Source organism: Oceanobacillus limi (assembly GCF_900111445.1).
GTDB lineage: Bacteria > Bacillota > Bacilli > Bacillales > Amphibacillaceae > Ornithinibacillus > Ornithinibacillus limi.
The window spans coordinates 25,966-52,754 of sequence record NZ_FOHE01000008.1 but is presented as its reverse complement, the minus strand read 5'-3'; the positions used below and the strand labels follow the sequence as shown (position 1 = coordinate 52,754).

The 26,789-nt window shown below is 37.1% G+C and carries 26 protein-coding genes and 1 riboswitch; of the genes, 10 read left to right on the top strand and 16 right to left on the bottom strand.

The annotated features are described in order from the left end of the window. Nucleotides 1-7: 7 nt before the first annotated feature. The 9 genes from spoVAC (at nt 8) to BMX40_RS20235 (ending at nt 7,140) form a co-directional block, all read left to right on the top strand. Nucleotides 8-487 (top strand): stage V sporulation protein AC, encoded by a 480-nt coding sequence (gene spoVAC / locus BMX40_RS10085; RefSeq protein ID WP_090869440.1) that lies wholly within the window; start codon nt 8-10, stop codon nt 485-487. Then, nucleotides 487-1,503 (top strand): stage V sporulation protein AD, encoded by a 1,017-nt coding sequence (gene spoVAD, locus BMX40_RS10080; RefSeq protein ID WP_090869438.1) that lies wholly within the window; start codon nt 487-489, stop codon nt 1,501-1,503. The genes spoVAC and spoVAD overlap by 1 nt, the downstream gene beginning before the upstream one ends. Continuing rightward, on the top strand, nt 1,500-1,850 hold the full coding sequence (spoVAE, locus tag BMX40_RS10075; RefSeq protein ID WP_090869436.1) for a stage V sporulation protein AE: 351 nt from the start codon (nt 1,500-1,502) through the stop codon (nt 1,848-1,850). The genes spoVAD and spoVAE overlap by 4 nt, the downstream gene beginning before the upstream one ends. 66 nt (nt 1,851-1,916) lie before the next feature. Further along, entirely contained in the window at nt 1,917-2,120 is a 204-nt protein-coding gene (locus BMX40_RS10070; protein ID WP_090869433.1) for a DUF1657 domain-containing protein, read from the top strand. Nucleotides 2,121-2,135: 15 nt separating this feature from the next. Beyond that, on the top strand, nt 2,136-2,993 hold the full coding sequence (locus BMX40_RS10065; RefSeq protein ID WP_090869431.1) for a DUF421 domain-containing protein: 858 nt from the start codon (nt 2,136-2,138) through the stop codon (nt 2,991-2,993). Nucleotides 2,994-3,101: 108 nt separating this feature from the next. Continuing rightward, nucleotides 3,102-4,625, top strand: a complete 1,524-nt coding sequence (locus BMX40_RS10060; RefSeq protein WP_090869429.1) for a spore germination protein — start codon at nt 3,102-3,104, stop codon at nt 4,623-4,625. 11 nt (nt 4,626-4,636) lie between these two features. After that, nucleotides 4,637-5,752 (top strand): GerAB/ArcD/ProY family transporter, encoded by a 1,116-nt coding sequence (locus tag BMX40_RS10055; RefSeq protein WP_090869427.1) that lies wholly within the window; start codon nt 4,637-4,639, stop codon nt 5,750-5,752. Beyond that, the gene (locus BMX40_RS10050; RefSeq protein ID WP_090869425.1) at nt 5,721-6,980 is read left to right on the top strand and encodes a Ger(x)C family spore germination protein; all 1,260 of its coding nucleotides are present in this window, start codon (nt 5,721-5,723) and stop codon (nt 6,978-6,980) included. The genes BMX40_RS10055 and BMX40_RS10050 overlap by 32 nt, the downstream gene beginning before the upstream one ends. Before the next feature lies 1 nt (nt 6,981). Then, nucleotides 6,982-7,140 carry a hypothetical protein gene (locus BMX40_RS20235; protein WP_170840747.1) on the top strand — a complete coding sequence of 53 codons (159 nt, stop codon included), beginning with the start codon at nt 6,982-6,984 and terminating at the stop codon, nt 7,138-7,140. Between the two features lie 32 nt (nt 7,141-7,172). Here BMX40_RS20235 and BMX40_RS10045 read toward each other — a convergent pair whose 3' ends face one another. From BMX40_RS10045 to BMX40_RS10000, 11 genes are all read right to left on the bottom strand, one after another. Further along, nucleotides 7,173-8,156: a zinc-binding dehydrogenase gene (locus tag BMX40_RS10045; protein WP_090869423.1), complete on the bottom strand. Its 984-nt coding sequence runs from the start codon at nt 8,154-8,156 to the stop codon at nt 7,173-7,175. After that, nucleotides 8,153-9,094 (bottom strand): ArsA family ATPase, encoded by a 942-nt coding sequence (locus tag BMX40_RS10040; RefSeq protein ID WP_090869421.1) that lies wholly within the window; start codon nt 9,092-9,094, stop codon nt 8,153-8,155. Before BMX40_RS10040 ends, BMX40_RS10045 begins: the two co-directional genes overlap by 4 nt. 24 nt (nt 9,095-9,118) lie before the next feature. Next, nucleotides 9,119-9,376 (bottom strand): cory-CC-star protein, encoded by a 258-nt coding sequence (locus tag BMX40_RS10035; RefSeq protein WP_090869420.1) that lies wholly within the window; start codon nt 9,374-9,376, stop codon nt 9,119-9,121. Nucleotides 9,377-9,453: 77 nt separating this feature from the next. Continuing rightward, nucleotides 9,454-11,193 (bottom strand): carbon starvation CstA family protein, encoded by a 1,740-nt coding sequence (locus BMX40_RS10030; protein WP_090869418.1) that lies wholly within the window; start codon nt 11,191-11,193, stop codon nt 9,454-9,456. A gap of 239 nt (nt 11,194-11,432) precedes the next feature. Next, nucleotides 11,433-12,812 carry a Glu/Leu/Phe/Val family dehydrogenase gene (locus tag BMX40_RS10025; protein ID WP_090869416.1) on the bottom strand — a complete coding sequence of 460 codons (1,380 nt, stop codon included), beginning with the start codon at nt 12,810-12,812 and terminating at the stop codon, nt 11,433-11,435. 81 nt (nt 12,813-12,893) lie between these two features. After that, nucleotides 12,894-14,309, bottom strand: coding sequence for a hypothetical protein (locus tag BMX40_RS10020; RefSeq protein WP_090869414.1), 1,416 nt, complete (start codon nt 14,307-14,309; stop codon nt 12,894-12,896). A gap of 109 nt (nt 14,310-14,418) precedes the next feature. Beyond that, nucleotides 14,419-14,928, bottom strand: coding sequence for a hypothetical protein (locus BMX40_RS10015; protein ID WP_090869413.1), 510 nt, complete (start codon nt 14,926-14,928; stop codon nt 14,419-14,421). Nucleotides 14,929-14,938: 10 nt separating this feature from the next. Further along, on the bottom strand, nt 14,939-16,243 hold the full coding sequence (gene lepB, locus BMX40_RS10010) for a signal peptidase I (protein ID WP_090869412.1): 1,305 nt from the start codon (nt 16,241-16,243) through the stop codon (nt 14,939-14,941). A gap of 66 nt (nt 16,244-16,309) precedes the next feature. Then, on the bottom strand, nt 16,310-16,441 hold the full coding sequence (locus BMX40_RS20780; protein ID WP_280139671.1) for a hypothetical protein: 132 nt from the start codon (nt 16,439-16,441) through the stop codon (nt 16,310-16,312). Nucleotides 16,442-16,559: 118 nt separating this feature from the next. Beyond that, a complete protein-coding gene (gene thiT / locus BMX40_RS10005) occupies nt 16,560-17,129 on the bottom strand; it encodes an energy-coupled thiamine transporter ThiT (protein WP_090869410.1) in 570 nt (189 codons plus the stop codon). Between the two features lie 121 nt (nt 17,130-17,250). Then, nucleotides 17,251-17,353: riboswitch (TPP riboswitch) on the bottom strand. Between the two features lie 532 nt (nt 17,354-17,885). Next, on the bottom strand, nt 17,886-19,676 hold the full coding sequence (locus BMX40_RS10000) for a M3 family oligoendopeptidase (RefSeq protein WP_090869408.1): 1,791 nt from the start codon (nt 19,674-19,676) through the stop codon (nt 17,886-17,888). 225 nt (nt 19,677-19,901) lie between these two features. On the opposite strand from BMX40_RS10000, the gene BMX40_RS09995 reads away from it, so the two are divergent. Next, nucleotides 19,902-20,438 carry a YceI family protein gene (locus BMX40_RS09995; protein ID WP_090869406.1) on the top strand — a complete coding sequence of 179 codons (537 nt, stop codon included), beginning with the start codon at nt 19,902-19,904 and terminating at the stop codon, nt 20,436-20,438. 52 nt (nt 20,439-20,490) lie between these two features. Here the strand turns inward: BMX40_RS09995 and BMX40_RS09990 are convergent, their stop codons facing one another. The 5 genes from BMX40_RS09990 to BMX40_RS09970 form a co-directional block, all read right to left on the bottom strand. Beyond that, the gene (locus BMX40_RS09990) at nt 20,491-22,512 is read right to left on the bottom strand and encodes an iron ABC transporter permease (protein WP_090869402.1); all 2,022 of its coding nucleotides are present in this window, start codon (nt 22,510-22,512) and stop codon (nt 20,491-20,493) included. Nucleotides 22,513-22,516: 4 nt separating this feature from the next. Beyond that, nucleotides 22,517-23,515, bottom strand: a complete 999-nt coding sequence (locus BMX40_RS09985) for an ABC transporter substrate-binding protein (RefSeq protein ID WP_090869400.1) — start codon at nt 23,513-23,515, stop codon at nt 22,517-22,519. A gap of 24 nt (nt 23,516-23,539) precedes the next feature. Beyond that, the gene (locus BMX40_RS09980) at nt 23,540-24,133 is read right to left on the bottom strand and encodes a nitroreductase family protein (RefSeq protein ID WP_170840746.1); all 594 of its coding nucleotides are present in this window, start codon (nt 24,131-24,133) and stop codon (nt 23,540-23,542) included. A gap of 99 nt (nt 24,134-24,232) precedes the next feature. Beyond that, the gene (locus BMX40_RS09975; protein ID WP_090869396.1) at nt 24,233-25,114 is read right to left on the bottom strand and encodes a VanW family protein; all 882 of its coding nucleotides are present in this window, start codon (nt 25,112-25,114) and stop codon (nt 24,233-24,235) included. A 251-nt stretch (nt 25,115-25,365) separates the two neighbouring features. Continuing rightward, complete coding sequence (locus BMX40_RS09970; protein ID WP_090869394.1) at nt 25,366-26,577, bottom strand: NAD(P)/FAD-dependent oxidoreductase; 1,212 nt, start codon at nt 26,575-26,577, stop codon at nt 25,366-25,368. Nucleotides 26,578-26,789: the final 212 nt, after the last annotated feature.

Sequence of the window (26,789 nt, the reverse complement as noted above, 5' to 3'; positions counted from 1 at the left end):
GAAGGAAATGGCAGATAAGAAAAAAAAGAACTTACCACCTTCCGCCCAACAATATCAATCATTTCAAAGTAAGCGTGAAGTAAAAAGACCAGTTTTTAAAAACTGTTTAAAAGCATTTTTTGTAGGTGGATTTATTTGTTTTATCGGCCAACTTATTTCCACATTTTATATATATTTTTTTAATTTCACCGAACAAACTGTTGGCAACCCAACAACTGCAACACTAATCTTTCTAACAATGCTACTAACCGGCTTTGGAATATACGATCGTATTGGTCAATTTGCTGGTGCAGGGACAGCAGTTCCAGTTACCGGTTTCGGTAACGCCGTTATTTCAGCAGCAATTGAGCATCGAACGGAAGGTTTTGTCCTAGGTGTTGGTGGAAATATGTTCAAATTAGCTGGTTCTGTTATTTTATTCGGTGTCTTTTCTGCATTCATCGTTGCATTGATTAAGACTATCTTCATTCAATGGGGTGGTATGTAATGTTACAAGGTCATCGCACTTGGGTATTTGAAAATAGTCCCGTTATCATCTCATCAGGTACTGTTGGTGGCCCCTTTGAAGCCAATGGAAAGATACCAAATGATATCGATATTTTACATGATGATATGTGGTTAAACCAAGCATCTTTTGAGAAAGCACAACAAACAATGATGGAAGAAGCTTGTCAACATGCAATTAAAAATAGCCATATCCAAAAGGAACAGGTATCTTACTTCATTAGTGGCGACTTAATCAATCAAATTACACCAACCAGCTTAACTGCTAAGACGATTGGAGTTCCTTATTTTGGCCTTTTTAGTGCATGCGCAACTTCCATGGAGAGCTTAGCATTATCCGCATTTCTCATTAATGGAAATGGCGCCGAATACATCCTAAGTGGAGCTTCCAGTCATAATGCAGCTACGGAAAAACAGTTCCGATACCCTACTGAATACGGTGGTCAAAAGCCACCAACCGCTCAGTGGACGGTTACAGGAGCAGGATGTGTCCTGCTTGCAAAGGAAGGAAATGGCCCTATTGTAACTTCAGCTACCACAGGAAAGGTAGTTGACATGGGAATGACTGACCCATTCAATATGGGTGGTGCAATGGCTCCAGCAGCTGTGGACACCATTACAACCCATCTGCGTGAGCGAAATGTGGATCCATCTTATTATGATTTAATCATTACCGGTGATTTAGGTCATATCGGTAGAGAGGTTTCATTAGACCTCTTCCATAAAAACGGAATCGATATAAAAGAGGACAAATATGTAGATTGCGGATTAACTATTTATCGAGAAGATCAACCCGTTTTAGCTGGGGCAAGTGGAGCGGCATGCTCTGCTGTTGTAGCTTATGGACATTTTTTAAATAAGTTGAAAAAAGGTGAGCTAACTAAAATTCTTGTTGTAGCAACAGGAGCATTACACTCTCCATTAAGTGTAAACCAAAAAGATCCCATTCCATGTATTGCACATGCAGTTTCAATTGAGTCAGGAAGTGATCGTGTATGATATTTTTTTGGGCATTTGTTGTTGGCGGCCTTATTTGTGTGATCGGACAAATAATGTTTGATGTTTTTAAACTTTCACCTGGACACACCTTAAGTATCTTAGTTGTTTCAGGAGCAATCTTAGATGGGGTTGGATTATACGAACCTCTTATCGATTTTGCTGGTGCAGGCGCAACCGTTCCTATTACAAGCTTTGGGAACTCCCTCGTACATGGTGCCATGCAAGAAGCAGAGAAACATGGAATTATTGGAGTCATAACTGGCATGTTCGAAGTTACAAGCTCCGGTATTTCAGCAGCAATTATCTTCGGTATGATTGGTGCATTGATTTTTAAACCAAAGGGATAATATTGATGGGAGCCGTTTTCATACGACTTCCCCCTTTTACTAACAAGTTGGAGGTATCGTCAAGACATGACTGTAGGATCTCAAGTAAAATCCTGTTATTCAACGATAAAAAGCGTGGAAGCAAATTTAGAGACGCTCGCTATACAATCAAATGAACGTGAAGCGACGGAAGCCTTTCACAAGGCACAAGCAATTGTAAGAGAAATTAAAAAAGACTTAGACAAGCAAGTGATTTTATTATCACAAGAGGAACCACAATATAAACAATAGAAAGGATCAGTAGTTATGCCTGATTGGATTCAAATTGTACTACGGGCACTATCACTCGTAATCATCCTTTTCTTCATGACAAAATGGTTAGGAACAAAGCAACTTTCACAAATGAATATCTTTGAATATATTTCGGGGGTTGTTTTAGGTGGTATTGTAGCCATCCACGCCAGTACATTAGATAGCCCATATTATTATGCACCGCTTGCCATGTTTATTTGGTTTATCGTTCCCTATATGGTAGAACTCATTTCGTTAAAGAGTAAGAGCTTCCGTAATTTCACCCAAGGAAAGAGTAAAGTTGTTATACAAAACGGGAAAATTATGGAGGATAACCTTAAGAAAGAACATTACTCAACGGATGATTTACTAGAAAATCTTCGAGAAAAAAATATCTTTAAAGTTGCAGATGTTGAATTTGCCGTATTGGAGCCTACCGGTAAATTAAGTGTTTTACCAAAAAAAGAAAACCAACCGTTAACAGCAAAGGATTTAGATATCAAATTAGCCCCAGAAAGAGAACCTCAAACAGTTATTATGGATGGAAAGGTATTATTGGAACCTCTTGCCAACCTATCTTTGAATACCAATTGGCTTGAGACAGAGTTAGATAAATTAAATGTAAGCATTGAAAATGTATTCTTAGGTCAGGTAGATTCACATGGACAACTAACAGTTGATTTGTATGATGATAAAATAGCAGTCCCAAGCCCAAGTCAAAAACCTCTTTTACAAGCTACAATGAAGAAGACTCAGGCAGATTTGGAACTCTTTGCATTAGCTACGGAGAATGAGGATTCAAAGCAAATGTACGAGAAAAACAGCAAGAAATTACAAGAAGCTCTAGATATTGTCTCCCCTTACTTAAAGTAAAATCCTACAAACTTAAAAGTGGGATTTTATTTTTTATTCATTTTTACAGCACATATTTTTAAGGGCATCGTGGAAAGGTAAGACTAGTAATCATTGGAGTTGAAGTAAATGTTTAAAAAATTATTAAAAAAAGCTTATCAAACAGTACCAGATGTTCCAGAAAAGTCATCAAAAGAAGATATAAAGTTAAAAGATTCAAATATAGGAAATAATTTAGAACAAACATTAGATATATTTAAAAAGATATATACGTATCCGCATAATCAGGATTTTAAAGTTAGGAATTTACATATCGGTGGTTCAAATAAAAAGGCAGCAATATTGTTTATCAATACTGTTACCGATACAAAGATTATTGAGGAAAATGTAATTAAGCCATTATTGTCTAATAATGATTCAGATAAAAAGATTGATGATATTGTGTCGGTCCTTTCCATTTCAACGGAATGCAAAATTAAAAATGTGTTGACCAACTTAAACAAGGGTAGTGCTATTCTTCTAGTTGACGATGATTCAAAAGCATATATCTTAAGCGCGGCTAATTTCGAAGGTAGGAATATTGAAAAATCAGAAAACGAAACTGTTGTGAAGGGGCCAAAAGAAGCATTTAATGAAAGAGCAAATACGAATATTTCCATGGTACGCAAAAAGGTTAAAAATGAAAACCTAGTTGTTGAATCTTTGACCATCACCGAAAGGTCCAAGAATGATCTATTTATTCTTTATGAAAAAGACTTAGCGAATGATAAATTAATATCCAATATTAAAAAGCGTATTAATGCATTGGATGTTGATGCCATTCAAAACCTAGGCTTATTAGAACAACATATCGAAGAAAGAAAATTGTCCATCTTCCCTACTGTTCTCTATACAGAAAGACCAGACCGCGCTGCCTCTTTCATTGAGGATGGATACATCGTATTGTTAATGGATAATTCACCCGCCTGTTTAGTTTTACCAGCAACATTCTGGTCCTTTTACCATTCATCCGAAGATCATTATTTGCGGTTTCCATATGGTAATTTTACGAGAATTCTACGAATGGTTGCGTTATTTATTACATTATTTACTTCTGCAGTTTATGTTGGAGTTGTTTCCTATCATTCGGAAATGATTCCACCCGATTTATTACTCGCTATTGCTGCAACTCGAGAAAAAGTACCCTTTCCTGCCGCAATAGAAGTAATTATTATGGAACTCGCTTTTGAACTTATACGGGAAGCTGGACTACGTGTACCAAGTCCTATTGGACCAACCATCGGAATCGTTGGTGCACTAATTTTAGGACAGGCTGCTGTTCAAGCAAATATCGTTAGTCCAATTGTTGTAATTGTAGTTGCTCTCGGTGGACTGAGTTCCTTCGCAGTCGGTGATATTAGTATGAATTTCTCGATACGATTAATTCGGTTTCTTTTCCTAATAGCTGCAAGTTTGTTTGGCATATACGGAATGGCGGCTTTATTTACAGCTGGGATTTTTTACTTAGTTTCCATTAAATCTTTTGGTATCCCATATTTAGCGCCTCTTACACCAAAATATGTTTCCTCTGGAGATACAATTTTTAGGCGCGTATTACAAAATGAAATGTTTCGTCCTGGTTATGTTAAACCAAAAGATATTAAGAAGAAGTAAGGAGAACATGAATGGAACAATCAAAAGGAAAAATCGGGGTCAAAGAATTTATCGCTATTATTATTTTGATGACAGGTACAAAGTTAGCGGATGATACACCTGCGATTCTGTATGAGAAATTGTCAAATGCAGGTTGGGTGGCCCCACTCATTATCGGTGTCATCTCGATTATTCCTGTATTTTTGTTAATAAAGGTAACGACAACCTATCAAAACAAGAATCTCATTGAAGTTGTTGATCATGTATTTGGAAGAATTATTGGTTTTTTCATTATACTTTTTCTTTGGATTATCTCTTATTCAGCACTTATTATCGATTCGGCCATTTATACAGATATCATTGGGACGATGTATTTCGTTCGAACACCGACCATTGTAATCTACGCCTTATTAATGGCCGTTTGTGCGTATGGCGGAAAAAGAGGATTCGAACAAATTGGATCAACCGCTTGGGCAGTTATTCCTTATATAAAAGCTTCCTTGTTTCTGGCATTAATCCTATCTTTTAACAAAGGGAATTTCGCTTTTATTCATCCTATTTTTGGACCTGGCGAATGGGAAGTTTTGAAGGAGAGTACCTTAAAATTATCTATTTTTGCTGATTTATTATTTATTTTTATCCTTTACCCTCTCGTTAAAAGCAAAAAAGACTTTACAAGAGGAGTGTGGATTTCATTAATTATTCTATCAATTGAACTAACATTGGCAATGCTTGCTTATGTATTTCTATTTGATTATAAAACCGTGGAAATGTTAAATTACCCTTTTCATGAGGCAATTCGTTCCGTTGAAATGGGGTTTTTATCGAACATGGAAACTTTTTTCTTTCCATTTTGGTTAATTTCTTCTTTTGTACGATTCTCGGTTTACATTTATATTACAGCAATTCTATTCGGAAGATTATTCAAAATCGATCATTTTGAATACGTAATACCCTCGATAGCGACACTTGTAGTTTTCATCGGTTTAATTCCAGAGAGCCCAACTCATTCTATTTTTGAATTAAGGGAAACCTTGATTAACCTAACAACACCTGTTTATTTCATATTACCGTTCTTGTTATGGATTGTAGCAAAACTTAAAGGAGATTTTAAACATGATAACAAAAATGGTTCTAAAGATGGCTAATTTACTTCTTCTTCTCCTTTTCATTACCGGATGTTGGGATCAACGAGAGGTGGAAGATATGGCGTATGTCGTTGGTATAGGCTTGGATAAAGCTGAAGATGATGATGACCGAGTAAAAGTAACCTATTTAATTTCGAACCCTGAGGTCGGCTCACTGGCACAAGGAGGTAGTGCCGGTGAGGAGCCACCCCGAGAAATTATTTCCTTTGTTGCGGATGATTTCGTAACCTCCAGGAATTTAGCAAATACGGTAGTTTCAAAAGAGATTACCTATGACTTATTAAGAATCTTAATTGTATCAGAAGAATTTGCTTCGAAACCAGATTTCTTAAGATGGGTGTATGATGCAACAAAATCAATGGAAATCCGACGCGATACAAAACTATTGGTCACCAAAGAAAAGACAAGTGAGTTCATTCAAAATAATCAACCGTTATTAGAAACCAGACCACATGAATATTTCGAGAAAATGTATGACTTAGGAAGCGAATCGGGGATGACTCCCAAATCAGATTTAATGACGTTTTTCCGGATTACAGAAGCTGATGCCGACCTCTTCCTAGCTGCCTATGGGACAGCCCAACAAAGTAATGAGAGAAATAAAGGACAAGATCCAGAGCAAATTATTGCTGGCGAATTTGACTATGAAGGAGAAACAAATACTGCTCAATATGCGGGTTCAGCTATATTTAACGAAGGAAAGATGTTCAATACGTTAACACTAGAGGAAACAAGAATAACATATCTTCTAAATCCTACATTAGAATTTGAATCCATACTGACAAGCTTACCAGACCCTTTTAATGAAAAGTACAAAATCGCAACAAAAATAATTCAAAATGGAGAAACGAGTATTAAGATGAATCTCAAAAAGAAAAATCCTACGATTGATGTAGAAGTCCCAGTACTCGTTGAGGTATTAACAAATCATAGTGGTATAAACTTTGCAAAGGATAAAGATAAACGGGAAAAGTTAAAAAAATCATTTGAAGAACGATTAACCGAAAAGATTGAGGAATTAGTCAAAAAAACCCAAGAAGAATTTGGGACGGAGCCTTTTGGTTGGTCACTAATCGCCAGAAAACACTTTAAATCCATCCCCGAATGGGAAACATTCGACTGGATGAACACGTATCCAGATATGAAAATAAATGTTACAACAAAAGTTCGATTAGGTAAATTCGGAAGACAAGGTGAAATGTTAAATATAGAGGACGTGAGAGATTAAGATGAATATTGTCATCTGGATTGTTATTGGAATTGTCGTTTGTTATTCTCTTGGGTTTGCCTTTACTCTATGGAAAGAAAATAGCAAAATTGGCGCTTTCACGATGATTGCCATGGCTGTAGCCATCATCGTTTCCCCCTTTTTTTCCATTCTACGGTAAGCAGGGGAGCTAGGCTTTTTGTAAGCCTAGCTTTAATCTTGAATTTTTAGTGCTATTTTTCCAAACTGTTTGTTTTCTTCAAGGTAGTCAAATGCATCTTGTGCTTGATCTAACCGATAGACCTTATCCACAACTGGATGTGTTTGGTGTATCTCCATGTGCTCCAGCATCCCTCGTAGTTCTTCCCTACTCCCCATCGTCGAACCGAATAACTGATATTGTCCATAAAAGAAAGAACGTAAATCAAAATCAATTGTATCCTCTGTTGTTGCACCAAAGGTAACAATCCTACCGCCTTTTTTTAATACACCTAAGGAACGATTAAACGTAGCACGGCCAACACTTTCAATTACAAGGTCAATCGTTTCATTTTTTAGCTCCTCCGACCAATCGCTATGTGTTTCAATAGCAATATCGGCACCTAATTGTATAGCTTGCTCTCGTTTTTGTTCACTACGAGATGTCACGATGACCATTGCACCACTGTTTTTAGCAAATAAAATTAAAAAGGTTGCTACACCACTCCCTGCACCAGGAATAAAGACGGTTTCTCCTTCTTTCAACTGACCTTTGGTAAACAACGCTCGATATCCTGTTAAGCCTGGTAAAGCTATTACAGATGCTTCCTCCATGGAAAGATATGATGGTTTCTTTTCTACTTGTTCGGCTGACAAGGAAATTTTCTCTGCAAATGTGCCATGGTCTGGCATACCTAAAATATCAAATCCAATCGGTGGTGCATCACTATTCGCATACCAACGTAATGCCGGATTAACAATCACCTCATCCCCTACTCGTACATTTGTTACACCAGGTCCAACAGCTTCTATTACCCCAGCACCGTCTGAACCTAGAATCAATGAATCAGCTTTATCACCTCGTCGAGAAGGTATATAGAGATCACGACGATTCAGACCAGCGAAACGTAACGCAACTACTACCTCTCCTTCACCCGCAACAGGTTCTTCCATATCCCTCAATTTCAAATTTCCATATTCATGGACAAATGCTTTCATGTACGTTCCATCCTCTCTACAAAATACTTGCTTATTTGATTTAAGTCTTTTTCATTCGTAATATCGTGTGGAAATAAAGGTATTTTAATGAATTCTTGTTCCGGGAAATATTTAAATATCATAGCTAAATATTTCTCCTCATGTTCTTTTCGTTTCTGAAAAAATCCACCTACAGATTCCTCTGGAAGCACTTTGTTTATGATTAATGTTTTCACATGAAGATGGTATTTTTCAAGTAATTCGATTGCTTTTTTCGTTTCCACTATAGGTAACCGCTCTGGATTTAACACAAATATAAATCCTGTCTTCACAGGATCAAGCAATACTTCTCTAGCCTTTGCAAAGCGCTTTTGACGTTCTCTTAGCACATCATAAATTGGATCATCAACGGCTTCTCCGTCATTTAACAATTGAGTATAATTATCATTGGTTTTTTTTCGACGTTGTAATAGTCCTTTAATCCAAACCCCCATTAATTCTGGTAAAGTTAACAAACGGATCGTATGACCAGTTGGTGCTGTATCAAAAATGAGCTTATCATAATGATTACTTTCTTCTAAAATGATGGAAATAAGCTTATCAAATAACGCTGCCTCATCAGCACCTGGTGAAGCCTTTGCCGTATCTAATTGACGATGAACCTCCTCCATCATGTGGGAATGAACGACACCTTGTATATTCTCTTTCACACGATTAATATAATTAGTAGTTTCTACATCCGGATTAATTTCCAATGCAAAAAGATTCTTTGTGATTTTCTTCGTATCTCCACCAATAGCTTGTCCGAAAATATCTCCTAAATTATGTGCAGGGTCCGTGGATACTAATAATGTTTTCTTTCCAGCTTGCGCTTCTTGCCAAGCAATCGATACGGCGGTAGTGGATTTCCCAACCCCACCTTTTCCACCAACAAACAAGATCTTATTATTCTGTTGCATCTACATCCTCCTAACTAATCCACACTAACAACATCGAATACCAGACAATGGTGAGTTTTCCATTCCCATTCGTAGATGCCAATCATGGAATTTTTCAATCATATAGGGGTATAACTCCAACGTATAATAATAAACCGGATTTGGTATACCAATCATTTCAGAATACAGCAGTAGTAAGAATAAATCATCTTCATTTCGTAGTTCTCTAGCTATTTCCTGGCGATGCGGCATTCTTAATACTTCTTCATAATAATCAATAAGTTTTTTCACTTTATCTAACATCCAATCACCTCCTATAGGTAGCAGAAAAGGGATCACATTATCCATTGATCCCTTTTCCATTTCTATCACTCTATTCATTACGCTTTATTATTGATTGGTGGATCATCTTTTCCACTTAATGCTGAGAATGCTGTTAACACGATCCAAACAGCAAATACAAATATAATCGCCCCTAGCACGAACAATAACGTGTTTGATTCATTACCAAACCATGACCATTGGAATACAACCTGCTGGAACATAGCATATAATGTCATAAACATGAGGAAAATCATCGGTATCAATGTAATCGCGTAGTTTCTTCCTTGACGTTTTAACCAAATAGAGATTAATAGTAAACTGATACCAGCTAACAATTGATTGGAAGTTCCAAATAACGGCCAAAGCAGGTATCCGCCTGACCCGAACCCTCGTGAGCCTTCCGGTAATAAAACTAAGACTCCACTTGAGATGACGGCAACAGATGTAGCAACATGTGTTTTCGTTAATAGTGGCATTTTATACTCAACACCGAGCTCGGATATGATGTAACGCATTAGCCTAACAGATGTATCGAGTGTTGTTGCCGCAAAACTAACAACAATAATGGATACGATCGTCGTCGCCACTTCAGGAGGGATTGCTAAGCCTTGAGCTAGAACTGCTGCTCCTTCAACAAAGTTACCTAAACCGCTTTGATTCGCATCAGTAAAACTACTATATACACCAACAAATGCCTCTTCACTAGAAAATAGCGTTACAACCGCTATAATGGAGACTAATGCAAGTATTCCTTCCCCTATTGCTCCTCCATAACCAACAAATCGTGCATCTGGTTCTTTATCCAATTGTTTCGACGATGTACCAGAGGAAACCAATCCATGGAAGCCTGATATTGCTCCACATGCGATCGTAATAAACAGAAGTGGGAACCATGATACATCTGTCGCACTTCCATTGACTGCTGGTGCAGAAATAGATGGATTTGTAAATAATAAACCTAAATATAAAATTAATAACCCAACAACTAACTGATGAGAATTAATAAAATCTCTTGGTTGAAGCAATTTCCACACTGGTAAAGTAGAGGCAATGTAAACATATACCATTAAAATGACGATCCAGATTAAAAATGCAGAAGACACAGCTCCTAAACCAAAGAGACCTGCTCCACCTTCTCCTCCCATATACCTTACTAAATCAACTTGCAAAAATTCTACGTTACTAGCAATGATAGCCGTGATGTACATGACGGCAAGTGCTAGTAAGGACGGGACTAGCATTTTTACATTTCGTTTGTATACCGCATACCCAATCCAAATTGCTAATGGAATTTGAATGAATACCGGAAGTACACTTGCTGGATAAGAAATGAATAAGTTCGAAATGACCCAGGCAAAAACCGCATTTACCATTAACACAAGGATAAGGATAATGAACAAGAACAATATCTTTGCTCGTTGACCAATTAATCTGTGGGCTAAAGTTCCAACCGATTGTCCTTTATTCCTTACAGATAATACTAATGTTCCAAAGTCATGTACCCCCGCTGCAAAGACTGTACCTAGAACGACCCAAAGAAGTGCTGGTAACCATCCCCAATAAACAGCAACAGCTGGGCCTAGAATAGGTGCCGCCCCTGCAACAGATGTAAAATGATGCCCCCATAATACAAACTTATTCGTCGGGACATAATCAACTCCATCTTTATACCGATGTGCTGGGGTTACATAATTTGGATCCAATCGAAAAATCTTTTCTGCAACGAATTTCGAGTAAAACCGAAATCCTAAGGCATAAACGACCAACCCAACAATTGCTATTAAAATACCATTCATATTAATCTACCTCCCCCATATAATTGGATTTTCCATCAAAACTAAAGTTGTCATTGATGAAATGGCTAATCCTATTTAAACGCTATGTGAAAGCGTTTTAAATTAGTACAAATTCATATAAAAATTATGAACAAAATCTTATTAAACAGAGAAGAAGCAAGGTGACATAATATAGTCTCCTTGCTTCTACAAATAGGGAAATAGTATTTTATTGTAATGACATACAAGTCACGATCATCTTAATACAACTTTCCTTGACGATACATAATTGTAGATAGCTTCATCACAGCATGAATATAGCAATTTTGCCGAAGAGGAAACGGATCTCCAAAAAACTGTGGATATACAGATTCAAACGTTTGTTCCATTTTCTCGTACAATTTTTTAAAAACCTCTTCCTCGCTGTAAAATTGTGTTTCTCTTCCTTGTAGCCATTCAAAATACGATACAATAACACCACCGGCATTGGCTAAAATGTCGGGAATAATCACGATACCTTTGTCACTTAAAAAATTATCTGCTTCAGTAGTAATTGGAGCATTGGCACCTTCGACAATAAATTGTGCTTTAATTTCATTCATATTGTCCTGATGGATTTGGTTCTCTAAAGCTGCTAATAACAAGACATCGACATCAAGTGTTAACACTTCATCACGATCCATTATATTTGCTTTTACATCAGCCTTTTCTAACTCTTTTTCAGTTGTAGGTAGGTCACCGCGATTGTTCTCAACAAATTTCACTAGGTTTGGTATATCTAAGCCATCTGAATTATACAATGTTACATTCCGATCACTTACAGCTACCACTTTATTATTTAAATGATTGCATTGATAAGCCGATAAAGCCGCCACAGAACCAACGTTTCCAAATCCTTGAACTGCAAGAGTTATGGATTTATCCTTTAATGATAACGCCGTCTTAGCAAAAATATTATCTCGTTCGGATAACCATTTCTCCTGTTTTTTTACAAAATCATATAATAAATAACGAAATGTAAAATAAACACCTTTACCCGTAGCTTCTCTACGACCTAGTGAACCTCCATTTTCTACACTTTTACCGGTAAAGCTACCACGATAGGATTCACCTGGTCGGATGCTTTTATATTCCCCCATCATCCAGTCCATTTCTCGGGCGCTTGTTCCTACATCAGGAGCAGGAATATCTTTATCTGGACCTAGAATATCACTAAAATATTGAACATATTTTTTACAAATTAAATAAAGGTCTTTTTCACTATAGTTTCTTGGATTAATGACAACGCCACCCTTGCCACCACCAAATGGCACTTCGTGTAGCGCATTTTTCAAGGTCATTAAAGCAGCTAAATTAGCAACTTCCCCCTCATTAACTGTTTCATGAAAACGAATCCCACCTTTATAAGGTCCAAGTACATTATTATGCTGTACCCGAAAAGATGGGATACGAACGACCTTACCATTTTCTAAAGCAATACGTAAAAATGATTTATTGACGTGATTTGGTGTAGATAGGATAGAGACCAAGGAGGTAAATGCTTTTTCCCTAGTCTCTCCTTCTAAATCTGGTAAAAATGTCGGATCATCCAATAAAGCCTGTAATGAATCTTGCACGATTTCCACCGTATTAGTAGCCACAACATAACCTCCATATTTCCATACTTTTGGTTCCGATTGTATCAAAAGTATAACCAAATACCAACGTCAAGAAAACTAAATTTATAATATAAACACGGCAACTAATGTCATAATGAGTAGCCCTGCCATAACCGGAAGGAAGTTCTTTCTTACTAAGTCCATTACCGAGACACCACATAGACCTGCTATAGCGATAAGTGAAGACCATGCTACAAGTGTTCCTCCTCCAGTCCAAATGGCACCCATTTGACCAATAGCTGCAAGTGTTGCGGCATCAATCGAAGCTGTTTCTAATGAGGAGGCCAATGCGCCAGTTAATGGTAGTCCCGAGAAGCCAGAACCATCAAGACCGGATATTATTCCAATTACCAATACACTTAGCGCTGCAAGTAAGGCACTTTGTGGTAAGAAGCTCTGTGTTGCTTCCACCAGACCAAATAATAAGGAAGGTCCTTCTTCTACACCTAAAATGCTACCGGAAAAATCCGGGCTCCCTAAAAAGAAGAAACCCGCTATAGGAATCACCGGTCCCATTGCTTTGAATGCGAAGACGAATCCATCTGTAATATGGTTGCTTATATAATCCAAGGCTTGATGTTTACCAAATGCAATGGTCGAGAGCAACAATAGAATGACTGCTACCCCTCCTACAAATGCAGCACCGTCTCCCCCTGCTAAACCGTCACTACCCGAGTAAAGCTTGTTGTAAAGCATATAAACAACTACAGCTAACAGAGATAATGGAACCAAAACAGCGAAGACCTTACTCCACGTCGTTAGGTTATCTGTTTTCGGTTGATTCGTAGATCTTTCTTGTGACTGCAACGCTTGTAATTCTTGTTCATTTCTTACATCATTTTTAGAACGAATTGTTTTTCGATACATGAAGTAAGCTAATGCTATCGCTACACCACCAGCAATAAGTGATAATACGATCGCTCGATCAGCCACAACTCCTGCATCAAGTCCAGCAGAGGAAGCCGATAAGCTAGGTGCTACTTGAACAATATAATCAGAAGACAAAGCCATACCTTGCCCCGCAATTGCGATTGCCACAGCTGCTGTCATTGCAGGTAATCCTGCTCGTATTGCTGCTGGAACAAGTAGTGCACATATAAGTGGAACAGCTGGAGTTGGCCAAAAGAATAAAGAAATAACATATGTTATTGCAATAAGGACAAAAAATGAAATATGACCATTTACCATCATTTTCTGAACCGGCTGTATCATTCGAATATCTGCACCTAAATCCTTTAAGGAGTTGAGTAAAGCTAACATAAAGGTAATGATTAAGAAAATACTAAAAAGCTCTTGAGCAGCAACTAAGTTCGCATTAAAAATCGCTGTGAATCCATCTACTAAACTTCCTTTATATACCCAAGCAATGATAAAGGTACCTAATAAAGTTGGTAAAACAACACCTTTGCGGAAAATCATCGTACCGATAATTAAAAGCGTGAACAAACCATATAGAAGATGGGATATCGTTAGTTCCACATATATCTTCCTTTCTTTATTTAACTGTGCTATAGCCTATGCATGACTATATCCAGCGGTGAAAGGAAAATAAAAGCTCCAAAGTCATAGCCTTTCTACAACTTTGGAGTTATTTACTTATATCTTCTGGAACTAATTGTAAAACTTCTGTCTCTCCATCCAAGATAAGCTTTAATTCTATTGGATTTTCAAAAACACCAAATACATCAGAACTGTCAACAGGTAAATTAAATACTGTTTCCCTTGGTGCATCGTTATCAAATGTAACCCCCATACTACTCGAGCTGCTACCAAATTCTGCTTTTATGTCTAGTTTCTCAGCTGCATTTAGCTTACTTATATCTCCTATATATTCAACATGACCAGTACCCTCATGCCAATATTCCTGTTCTAATACGCCAAAAGATTCATAGGTTATCTCTTCGCCCTCTAGAATATACTCTCCCTTCCAATGTTCGCTTTCTCCTGTATATTTATAATTTATTTTTTTATAACCGGTATCATCCAGCGTATTTTCCGTTTCCTGCGATGGTGGGTTTTCATTCATAATGACAATATTCACCACTACAAGAAAAAACAGAACACCAATAATACCAAATAAGATTTTTTGTAGATTCATTTAATCACCTCTAATGTTCTATTCCTTCCTTATACCCCATCACTTTCCCTTCAATCTCATCTACAGGTAACGGTCCAAACACCCTACTGTCGAAACTATCCCACCACTGATCACTTAGTATAAAAAAAGTATTAGGAGGAACCTCAACAGCCTCCATACCTTGATCAAAATAGTTCAATATCTCTTCTTTCTCACTACTTGTGTGATCATCTATTTTCTTTTCTAAATATGTTTCTTTATTCATTCCTTGTATAAGAGCCTTATTATAAGGACGATCTAACTGTTCTTCATCGATATAAACTACCCCATCTTTTATCGATACTTCTTCCCCAGGCAATCCTACTATTCTACCTAAGCTATTGCTCGGTACATCTGACTGATTTGTGTTCTCCATCTGAGGAGTTTGATAAAAGATCACATCTCCTCTCTGAAGTGTTCGTTTATCATATGACTGATTGACGATGATTTCACCACGCACTTCTGAAACATATTCATTGTTACCTCGCACCATGTTGTCATATGTATACAGTACCTCTAAACGGTCTTCTTCAGAAACGCGGTACACTTGATGCATTTCTTCTCCTAAATAAAAACGGCCAATCTCTTTCTCTTGTATAGTAACAACAATATCTACTTCTGTAGCATGGTCTAGGAGAAGATCCATATCTTTTACTGCCGGAACAATTGGCGTATCTCCATTTTCAAATTCTGATCCTACTTGATAGGACAATGTATACAAATTTCCATTAATCGTAGATATTACAGGATGTCCTTGAAAGCTATTAGGCTCCGTAAATAGATTAAATCCAAGCACATCATCCATCAGGTCAACAAATTCCTTATGTGGCTCGATATGAACGCTTACACCGTTTTCATAGGTTTGTTCCTCTGGATCATATCCCCTAATACTTCCTAGTGGTTCTCTCCATATGTTAGATAGACCAATATCGTATCGCAAAACAGTTGGATGGAAATAGGATGACATGCCATTATTCCTTACGATAGGTTTTTCTACAAAATAACCTTCCCTGAATGGATTGGTACCGATTTCTATTAAACCCATTTCCAGCTTCAATACATCTTCATTTTCATTTGGTATTGGTATTCGTTCCTTTTCTGTTTTACTCCACATACCATTCTCACTGTAATAAAGAAGGAATGAAAGAATTACGATGCAAGCAATACCTCCTATATAAATCCAACGGCGAGGGAACGCCTCCTTGTTAACATCCTCATTCTTATCCCCTTTTGAAGGGCTTTCTCCAATTGATGATTGCAACTTCTTTTGATCATCTTCATATTGATTATCCTCCATGAACGACTCCTCCTACTACTTAGATGAATGAAGCTTATATCCATAATCATGTTCAGGAATAATACATCATTCCTCAAATTTGGCTTCCGAACATTGATTGCACATCAACTCACCATCTTCATGAATTCCAACAAGGAAACCATTTTCACAAAAAACGTCTTTCCCACAAACCATACATTCACCAACGAATTCACGCATCCAATCACCCCTTACTAAAAGTATAGAATAATTCGTAAATTCATGAAATACTATAACAAAAAAAATAAAAGGACAACCCTAATTAGGTTATCCTTTGAAATGAGCGGACTGTTACATATTAAGATTGCAGTAATGTTCTAGGCTGTTTGATAAACAAGAAAAATACTACGATTGTACATAATATAAATGATGGAAGCATGTAAGATCCATTATAGACAAGGGAATAAATCCAAACTTCTTGATTTTCCGGAGCGAAATGATCCCAAAAAACAATTCCAGCATAAAAATGCGCTAAGAAACGTAACACACTTCCAATAAACACACCCAACATGATATATAGAAATCGTTTAGCGAATTCCCCATCTCTCATGGATTGTTGAACAGGCTTGGCAAAAATTCCAGCTAAACCTAATACTGTGAATGCAAAACCATATTCAATAAAACCTTGTAATGGATGAATAATTGACGGATTTACAGTCAATTGCAACAAACCCCATAATAATCCAGAAAGTAAACCGCCTTTAAGTCCCCAGCGGAATGCTACAATAAAAACTGGAATCATTGCAAAGGATACTGACCCTCCATTTGGCCACACTTTAAATGATAAAAATGGAATGATATCCAGTAAAAATGCTAAGGCCGTAAAAATTGATACTTCAACTAAAAATAACGTTTTCTTTGAACTCATGTAAAAATTCCTCCCCTTATAAGTAATCTAAAAATCTACTAATTCGATTTTTAAACATACAAAAAAAGCAATGCCAAGGGGAAGCTTCCTGATGGGGAATCCGCTCACATTGCTTTTATTCCATCAAAAAAGCCACCATCCCTACGCTAGTACTAACTAACAGGTTCTAAGGGTCTGAACATAAACCGTCCACTCTCAGCCACTTGGCTCCCCCTGTAGGCTTCTACATTCACTTTTTTTGCTAATGGTATTGTAACGTACTTTATAGATATTTACAATGAAAAAAGGGCAAATGGTTGCAGATCTTCGTAACTACATTATCAACCTTCATCTCGTGTTATCAACCTTCATCTCGTGTTATCAACCTTCGTCTCCAAGTTATCAACCTTCATCTCGAGTTATCAACCTCCATCTCGTGTTATCAACCTTCGTCTCCAAGTTATCAACCTTTGTCTCCAAGTTATCAACCTTCATCTCGAGTTATCAACCTTCGTCTCCAAGTTATCAACCTTCGTCTCCAAGTTATCAACCTTCATCTCGAGTTATCAACCTTCGTCTCCAAGTTATCAACCTTCGTCTCCAAGTTATCAACCTTCATCTCGAGTTATCAACCTTCGTCTCCAAGTTATCAACCTTCGTCTCCAAGGTATCAACCTTCGTCTCCAAGGTATCAACCTTCACCCCAGTGTTAACAACCAACGTCCACAAAAAAGCAACCTAATTTCAAAGATGAAATTAGGTTGCCAATGTTAGCTTTTATAGCGCTACAAATTCTTCAACGTCTTTCACACATAATGCGATTGCATTTTCCCAGAATTCTGGTTTAGTTAGGTCCACACCTAGGTGTTTCTGTGCAAGATCTTCTACTTTCATGCTTCCAGTATCACGTAATAACGCAATATAGTCATCCTCAAAGCTTCCGCCTTTTTCTACTGCGTGTGCATAGATTCCAAGGCTAAATAAATATCCAAATGTGTACGGGAAGTTATAGAAAGGTACACCAGTAATATGGAAATGTAATTTAGATGACCAGAAATTCGGATCATACTCACCTAGTGCTTCACTATATGCTTCTTTTTGCGCTTCCACCATTAATTCATTCAAACGATCAACAGATACTAACCCATTTTTACGTTCTTCATAGAAACGAGTTTCAAATAAGAATCGTGCATGAATATTCATGAAGAATGCTACACTCCGGCCAATTTTGTCTTCAAGTAATGCTTGTTTTTCTTCTTTTGTTTGTGCACTTTTGACTGAAGCATCAGCAACAATCATTTCAGCAAATGTTGATGCCGTTTCGGCAACGTTCATTGCATAACCTTGATTTAGTCCATGAATATCATTCATCACATGTTGATGGTACGCATGTCCTAATTCATGGGCAAGTGTCGAAATATTCGATGTCGTACCAGAATACGTCATGAATATACGTGTTTGCTCACTATGTGGGAAGCTTGTACAGAACCCACCAGGTCGTTTACCAGCGCGGTCTTCTGCCTCAATCCAGCTTTTATCAAATGCCATTTGCGCAAAATCAGCCATTTTCGGACTAAATTCACGGAATTGATCAACGATAAAATTAGCACCGTCTGTGTAGTCTGTTTTTTTAACCGATTTTGAAATAGGCGCTCCAATATCATACATGTTTAACTTATCTAAACCTAATAGTTCAGCTTTTTTATCTAGGAATTTAACAAAATGCTTTTTGTTCTTTGAAATTGCAGTCCACATTGCATTTAATGTAGCTTCTTCCATGCGATTTATTGCTAATGGTTCTTTTAATACATTTTCCCAACCACGGTGCTTATACTTTTGTAGACGGAACCCAGCTAAATGGTTAAGTGTTTGTCCAAATAGATCTGCATTATCTGACCATGCCTTACTGATTTGTTCAAACACATGCTTGCGGACGCTACGATCAGGATTACTTAGTTTGTTGGCAGCTTGTCCAACCGAATACGAATTAACTTCACCATCTTCTTCGATATCAACTGTCATATTTCCTACAATCGTTTCATACATTTGACCCCATGCGTGATAACCATCTACAGCTAGATCATTAATAAGCACTTCTTGATCCTCTGAAAGTAATTCTTTTGCTTTATCCCTTGTTTCATTTAAAACGTAAGATAATTCACTGAATGGTTCTTGACTTAGTAGTTCTTGCCAAGCATTATCTTCAATTTCAACTAGTTTTTGATCAAAGGATGTTTTAACTGCATCCATTTCCGCCTTTAATGCACTGCGTTTCCCGACTAGTAAGTTTGCTTGTGCGTCTTTTACATTCTGTGCACTTAAACAACTTATATATGCAAAAGATTCACGTAATTTTTTCATTGTACTTTCTAACTTGCTAATTATATCAGCTAAGTTGGAAGATCTTGTTTCCTTATTATTTGGATCAAACGCGTCTACTGCAGATTCGAGCGTTTTGATTTCATCCTGAACCGTATTAAGAAATTGTTGGAACTCCTTCGATTCGCTTCCACCAGGGAAGATCGTATCTAAGTCCCATGTCTGACGATATTCTTTTGTGCCTTGCATGTAACCTCTCCCTTTTTTAAAAATATCAGTATATTTTCTATAATAACAATAAATTCTACATTTTTCACGAAATAATACTTAGAAAACCGAAATATTTTTAGTTAATTTTTTCCATCATGTAAAAGAACTTACGAATGAATACCTTGACTTTCTTAAATTATGATTATATACTTAGTAACATAAAGTAAGTAACTCATTAATAATTATATTTGGAGGGGAATAACAATGACAAAAACCGTATGGAATGTAGACGCATCGCATAGTGAATTAGGATTTTCAGTAAAACACATGATGATTTCTAAAGTGAAGGGAACATTTGAGAAGTTTGATGCAAAAATAGAAGCTGACCTTGATAACCTTACTGATTCAAATGTAGCACTTACTGTTGATTTAGATAGTATTAATACACGAAATGAAGACCGTGATAATCATTTAAAATCAGCTGACTTTTTCGATGCAGAAAATCATCCAAAAATGACCTTTGTAGCTACTGATATTAAGAAAAAATCAGATAACAATTTTGACCTAACTGGAGATCTTACAATCCGAGGTACAACCAACCCTGTCACGGTTGATGTTACATTAGAAGGAGTAAGTAAAGATCCAATGAGCGGAAATGAAGTAGCTGGTTTTAGTGGTGAAGCGACAATTAATCGTAAAGATTTTGGTTTAACTTGGAATGTTGCAGTAGAAACTGGCGGCGTATTAGTTGGCGAAGAAGTAAAAATCAACTTCGAAATCGAAGCACATAAACAAGCGTAAAGATAGAAAGGGACGCCGTCTGAGGCGTCCTTTTTTAATATAACCATAAATACTATCCATTCCGCTTCATTAACCATAAAAAATATGGTGCACCGATAATTGCTACTAGAATGCCGGATGGGATTTCATTTGGTGCTAATAGGGTACGACTAAGAGCATCAGCAACAATTAGTAACAAACCACCAATTAACATCGTAACTGGAAATAGTCGCTGATTGGATGGACCTACTAACAATCTAGCAAAATGTGGCGCAATAAGTCCGATAAATCCAATTGATCCAACTGCAGCAACACTGAATGCTGCTAATAGAGTGGCCATTAATGCAAGCTGAAATCGAGTAGACATTACCTGTAAACCGAGGCCCATTGCTGCCTCATCCCCTAATGACAAGGTATCTAGTCTGCTAATTTGCAATAAAACGATTGGCAACAGAATAATGACCGGCCAGATAAGGTATTGGAATAACTCTGACCATCCTCTAGCATAAGTTGTTCCGGAAAGCCATGTTAATGCAGAAGCAACACCCATATCAGCTTGGACAACTAATATTTGTATAATTGCAGATCCAAATGCGGAAACCCCAATCCCTAACAACGCTAAAATTGCCGGTTGGAATTTAGCACGAATGGCTAGAAGCATAACCAACATGAAAAAGACAAATGCTCCAATCATCGCTCCTACAGGAATCCATATCGCAGAAACACCCACTACATACATGGTTAATAATGCTCCAACACCGGCACCAGAAGTGATTCCAATAACAGAAGGATCTGCCAATGGATTTCGAAGTACTCCTTGAAATATTAAACCACTTACCGCCAAGATTACCCCACTTATAAAAGCAACTAATGTTCGTGGGAAACGAAGATCGACAATTAAATTCTTCATGAATTCATTTTCCCCAACTAAAGCCTGTAAGGTCACTATCGGTTCAAACCCGTAATTTCCCGAAGCAATACTGATAAACATGGTACATGCAATAATAAATAGAAGTACCGGAACAATGATCTTTAATGGTAATCTCATTGTTGTTTTACCAGCTATGATCGCAGTATTCTCGGAACCATACTTATGTTTTCTCATTCGAAGCACAAGAAAAATTAACCATGGTGCACCAATTAGAGCAGTTATTGCCCCAACTGGAAGTTCCGAAAACGAAGGGTCTATAATTCTAGCCATTATATCAGCCAGTAATAGAACATTCGCCCCCCATATAAAAGATGCGATAATCAATGGGAAATGTTTACGGTATCCAATTAGTTTAATGATATGTGGGGCAACTAATCCCACAAAACCAATCGGTCCAACGACACTTACCGTAACGGATGTTAAGAGTACAGCAAAAATAACAGAGACAAACTTTATTCGATTTACATTCTGCCCAAGCGCAATTGCTACATCATCACCTAATGTCAACGTATCTAATTTAACCGACATAGCTAGTAAAATGAATAGTCCAATTGCAACGACAGGAAAAGAAAATTGTACTCCGCTCCAATCATTTTGCACGAGCGTGCCAGACCCCCATAAAAAAATTCCTGCTGTCTCATTTTCATAAAAGATTTGTAAGACACTTGTCAATGAAGAAAATAGGAAGGTTACAATCATTCCTGCTAAAACCATTCGTACAGGCGATGCCTGGTTACCTCCAGATAGGATAAATACAATTAAAAATGTAAAAAGACCTCCAAGAAATGCAACGACAATACCGTTCCCCATTAACATACTTGGAAATAAAACAGTAGCAAAAACAACTGAAAAATAGGTTCCAGAATGAATTCCCAATGTACTAGCAGAAGCTAAAGGGTTTTTTGTTACAGTTTGTAAGACAACACCTGCAACTGCAAGCGCCCCTCCCGCAATAACTCCCATCATAGCACGTGGGAGCCGAAGATATCTTACCGTGTGATGTTCCATAATATCCTGTGGGTTGAAAATAGCACTCCAAACCAAATCAATCGAAATCGTAACATTTCCTTGATTTATATGTATAAATGTGAATAGGCATAAAAGCGCGGTTCCACCACCAAAGGTGAGAACCGCAACAATTAAATTTTTATAATTTATGTTCATATAATCACTCATTTACCATAGCATCGACTAATTGTTCGGCAAGTACTTCCGCTGATAATAATCCACCAAATGTCCAAGTATCACCAGGTAATGCATGTGTATTCCCTTGTTCAACGAAGCTCAGGTTCTCCCATACCGGATTTCCTTTTAACTGATTTTCAAAAATATTATCATCTTCTTGAACGATATATAAGAACTGGAGATCTTCTTCCTGGAAATTCTGTAACGCTTCAACGTTCACTTCACTATAGCCATATACCTCTACTGTATCAGATTCATATGCATTTTCAAATCCTAATTTCCCCATAACTTGAGCTACGATCGAATTATCTGTGAACAACCTTAAGATTGGTGTGTTTTGTGCCGTGTATGCTTGCGTCGATAAATATTTCGCACCTTCAAGTTCCGCATCTACTACACGTTGTTTTTGTTCCTCTATAAACGAATCTAAATCAGCTAAAGCTTCATCTGCATCGTTTTCACGATCCATAATCGTTGCAATCGTTTTAAATTCATCAATCATGTTTTGATAATGATCCTCTATTGCTGCTTCGCCATATGGCGCAAAAGTAACAACAGGAGCAATATCCTCTAAGCTATCCAGGTATTGTTCATGTCTAAAATCTACTGCTATAATCAAATCTGGGTTTAAACGAGAAATCGCTTCTAAATTTGGTTCTTGTCGAGTTCCAACGTCTTCTACACTTTCATCAAATTCTTCATCAATATTTACCCATTGATGAAAACCATCAAGGTCTGCAACCCCTGCAGGCTGAATACCTAACGAAAGTAAATGTTCTGCATAAGACCATTCTAGTACAACAATATTTTCTGGAGTACCAGTAATGGTTTGCTCACCATTCGCATCTTCTATTGTTACCGAACGTTGTTCTTCATTTGAGTTATTTCCATCTTGCGCTTGATTCTCCCCATCGTCATCTCCACCACAAGCGACTAGTAATGTTAGCGCTATAAAAATAGTAATTGCTAATATTTTTCTCATCTCATAGTCTCCTATCTCGTTTGTTTATGCTTGAATCCATTCTATTGATTCTTGAATTGGTGTTCTTTCCTTACCTTTTGGAACTTTATTTGGATAACCAACCTGAACAACTGCTACTAACCGATGTTCATTTGGTGATAAGCCAACATCCCGAATAAATACCTCGTCACGTAGCGTTTCTTTCGCAGTCCACATTGTCCCAATGCCCTTTTCCCATGCTAGTAGTTGAAAGTTCTGGATAAAGGCACAGATTGCCGCAAAATTTTCATCGTCTAAATATCCACCATTGTCCTCTTTATCCATGTAAAAAAGGATATGGTGTGGTACAGAAGTAAAAAATCGATCATATGCCTCACGCGCTTTTTTTAATTTACCTTCATTTAACGTTTTTAATAATCCTAACCTTATGTAACTATCAACTACTTTTTCACCGAATTTAGACCGAGAATCTTCCTCATATATCTTTAGCTTCCATGGTTCTTTCATATGATGGTTTGGAGCAAAAGAAGCATTTGTTAATATCTCCATTAGTAATTCCCGTTTTATCTTATCGGGCTTATAATCAAGTATGGTACGTCTGCCCCGAATAGCATCTATTAAATTTATACCGTTCACCACCTTATTGATAATGAGAATCTTTATCAATTATAATATATCCAGTATTAAAATATGTCAATAGAAATTCGTAATTATACTTGTTTTACCCTATATTCGTAGTTATGATTGAATTTCTTCCGATTTGTCACTATTCTTTTTTTCAATCGACTCGGAAGATAGAATACGGATAGCTACTCTCCCATTTTTCGCTGTCGCTCGAATTAATATTGGATGGTTATACTCGTTTAGAAATACAAAATCCGGTCCCCACCAGCTCACCGTAGCATCCTTACCAGGAGGAACATATGGTACGTTGCGACTATGAGAGTACCGTTCTACTATTTTTATCCCCTCTAAATTCACTGCATTAAACAATGTGGAAGATACTTGACAGATGCCACCACCTATATCCTCCGATAACTCTCCTTTTACAATAACTGGAGCACGCATATACCCTTTCTCTTTGGTGCGCTTACCAACCACCTTATTAAATGAAAATTTTTCTCCAGGGAAGACTACAGAATTATTAATAGCTTCTGTGGCTAGTGCAATATTGTTAGATCTTTCCTCATTACCACTTTTAAAATACGTTGTATAATTTGCTAACTCATATGTAGTTATCTCAGATAATAATTCACTGTCCACTCGGGGATATATTATTTTTTTCGGAACTCTTATTTGAAAGGACACATTGGAATAATAAAAATGATAGAACTGTTGTAATAGTAACCTTCTATCTAGCGTCACCCCTGGTTTTGCTGGTATAATCTCCCCGGTATCTGTCAAATAAGCATTTTGCGGGGATTCATACACTTGTTCTTCTATACGTTCAACCAATAAGTCAAGTTTGTTATGATCGATAAAGGAATCCGTAATTGGGTTGGAGAAATGATCACGGACAATGGTCTCGCTAATATTTTTTTCAGATATCACTAGCGTTGTAGCAAACACTTCTGGTGAAAACACAAATAGCATAATGGTTAAGAGTAATAATATCCTCATATAAACACCTCCTCATAGTTAGTCATTTACAAAAAATGAAAAAGCATGTACAAAATGTAAAATTTACGCAAATAAAAACGTTGATCCCTTTTATGAACAGGAATCAACGCTTAATTTTATTATCGAAAGTCTCTTTTATCTTCCATCCTTCTACTAGCTAGCATATACCCAACTAAAGATGCTAGAACAGCAAGGATCCAATAAAAAGTTCGTTTCATATATAAATCCCCCTTTTGGAGTACTAATTTAGTTTAAAAAGGACGTACTTTGCCTTTTTTCAAAAATAGGTTTAATCCGCCGAGTAAGAACAAATAACGATTATCTACTACTTTTTTCATAGCAGCTGCTGGCTTACCATATAATTTTGTGCCTTCGAAAATAGTACCCATGGCATCTGTTACCCCCAGTGATGCTACCGTTCCTTTATCACTGAAAACGAATTGCTCTAAAGGCTGATGGTGAAGCAATGCCTTCAAATTGTTGGCACATGTAGTTGCATGTTGCATAGCAGCTTGAGCTGTTGGTGGATATGGACGATCTTCTTTTTTATTCATTACCCATGCACAATCACCTAGTATAAAGATATTCTCTTCACCAGGAGCACGAAGATCACTATTTACAGTCACTTTTCCCTTTGTCAACTCAAAACCAGAATCCGCTAGTACTGAATTACCTGTTACACCACCAGTCCATACTACAGTACCAGCTTTGATAAGCTCATTTCCTTCACCTACAATAAATCCTTCTTCCGTACATGCTTGAATTTTTGTTCCCTCTCGCAATTCTACTCCTCGTTCTTGTAGTGAAGTTTTAGCATATGCAACTAAATCCGTATCAAAGCCCGGTAAGATCGATGGAGAGGCTTCTACATTAATAATTTTCGGTACATTTGGATCAATATCGTATTTTTTACAAAGCTGTGGTACCTTTTCTGCTAATTCACCCACAAACTCTACTCCAGTAAAACCACCACCACCGACTAAAATGGTTAGGTTGTGATCTTCTTTTGCTTCACTGTTTTTATATTGAGCAAATTGGTACTCGATATGTTCGCGGATTAATTGACAGGAATCTATATCTTGGATGAAAAATGCATTTTCATCCATTCCTTTGATTCCAAATGTATTTGTTTCAAAGCCAAGTGAAACAACTAGATAATCATAATCAATTTCACTATTTTCTAGCACAACTCGTTGATCATCTCGATTTACCCGAACAACTGAATCATAGATCAAGCGAACTCGATTCGGATCAATAATATCGCGAATCATTATTCTCGCTTGATTGTGATTAATTGTACCTGCTGCCACTTCATGTAACCACGTTGTCTGATAATGATAATTATGCTTATTAACTAATACAATATCTGCTTCTTCTGGTTGCAATTGTTGCATCAATTTCTTTGTCGTCATCATTCCAGCATAACCAGCTCCGAGGACGACAATTTTTGGTTTTGAATTCATTCATTTTCCATCCTTTCTAGTTTTCCTAACCTTACAACCTTAAGTCTTGCATTTGTAATCTGCATTATTTACCAATCAATACCAATATTATCTTATTATTATGATAGCAAAGTTTCTTTTAATAGGCTAATATCTCGGTATATTCTTGACATATGCTTTATTATTTCAAAAAAGAGATCAATCATTCACAAAAGATATTCGCATTAGCCCAA

Bases quoted from the DNA above. Each gene is read 5' to 3' on its own strand.
- spoVAC (WP_090869440.1), top strand. From the start codon at position 8: ATGGCAGATAAGAAAAAAAAGAACTTACCACCTTCCGCCCAACAATAT.
- spoVAD (WP_090869438.1), top strand. From the start codon at position 487: ATGTTACAAGGTCATCGCACTTGGGTATTTGAAAATAGTCCCGTTATC.
- spoVAE (WP_090869436.1), top strand. From the start codon at position 1,500: ATGATATTTTTTTGGGCATTTGTTGTTGGCGGCCTTATTTGTGTGATC.
- BMX40_RS10070 (WP_090869433.1), top strand. From the start codon at position 1,917: ATGACTGTAGGATCTCAAGTAAAATCCTGTTATTCAACGATAAAAAGC.
- BMX40_RS10065 (WP_090869431.1), top strand. From the start codon at position 2,136: ATGCCTGATTGGATTCAAATTGTACTACGGGCACTATCACTCGTAATC.
- BMX40_RS10060 (WP_090869429.1), top strand. From the start codon at position 3,102: ATGTTTAAAAAATTATTAAAAAAAGCTTATCAAACAGTACCAGATGTT.
- BMX40_RS10055 (WP_090869427.1), top strand. From the start codon at position 4,637: ATGGAACAATCAAAAGGAAAAATCGGGGTCAAAGAATTTATCGCTATT.
- BMX40_RS10050 (WP_090869425.1), top strand. From the start codon at position 5,721: ATGATAACAAAAATGGTTCTAAAGATGGCTAATTTACTTCTTCTTCTC.
- BMX40_RS20235 (WP_170840747.1), top strand. From the start codon at position 6,982: ATGAATATTGTCATCTGGATTGTTATTGGAATTGTCGTTTGTTATTCT.
- BMX40_RS10045 (WP_090869423.1), bottom strand. From the start codon at position 8,156: ATGAAAGCATTTGTCCATGAATATGGAAATTTGAAATTGAGGGATATG.
- BMX40_RS10040 (WP_090869421.1), bottom strand. From the start codon at position 9,094: ATGCAACAGAATAATAAGATCTTGTTTGTTGGTGGAAAAGGTGGGGTT.
- BMX40_RS10035 (WP_090869420.1), bottom strand. From the start codon at position 9,376: ATGTTAGATAAAGTGAAAAAACTTATTGATTATTATGAAGAAGTATTA.
- BMX40_RS10030 (WP_090869418.1), bottom strand. From the start codon at position 11,193: ATGAATGGTATTTTAATAGCAATTGTTGGGTTGGTCGTTTATGCCTTA.
- BMX40_RS10015 (WP_090869413.1), bottom strand. From the start codon at position 14,928: ATGAATCTACAAAAAATCTTATTTGGTATTATTGGTGTTCTGTTTTTT.
- lepB (WP_090869412.1), bottom strand. From the start codon at position 16,243: ATGGAGGATAATCAATATGAAGATGATCAAAAGAAGTTGCAATCATCA.
- BMX40_RS20780 (WP_280139671.1), bottom strand. From the start codon at position 16,441: ATGCGTGAATTCGTTGGTGAATGTATGGTTTGTGGGAAAGACGTTTTT.
- thiT (WP_090869410.1), bottom strand. From the start codon at position 17,129: ATGAGTTCAAAGAAAACGTTATTTTTAGTTGAAGTATCAATTTTTACG.
- BMX40_RS10000 (WP_090869408.1), bottom strand. From the start codon at position 19,676: ATGCAAGGCACAAAAGAATATCGTCAGACATGGGACTTAGATACGATC.
- BMX40_RS09995 (WP_090869406.1), top strand. From the start codon at position 19,902: ATGACAAAAACCGTATGGAATGTAGACGCATCGCATAGTGAATTAGGA.
- BMX40_RS09990 (WP_090869402.1), bottom strand. From the start codon at position 22,512: ATGAACATAAATTATAAAAATTTAATTGTTGCGGTTCTCACCTTTGGT.
- BMX40_RS09985 (WP_090869400.1), bottom strand. From the start codon at position 23,515: ATGAGAAAAATATTAGCAATTACTATTTTTATAGCGCTAACATTACTA.
- BMX40_RS09975 (WP_090869396.1), bottom strand. From the start codon at position 25,114: ATGAGGATATTATTACTCTTAACCATTATGCTATTTGTGTTTTCACCA.
- BMX40_RS09970 (WP_090869394.1), bottom strand. From the start codon at position 26,577: ATGAATTCAAAACCAAAAATTGTCGTCCTCGGAGCTGGTTATGCTGGA.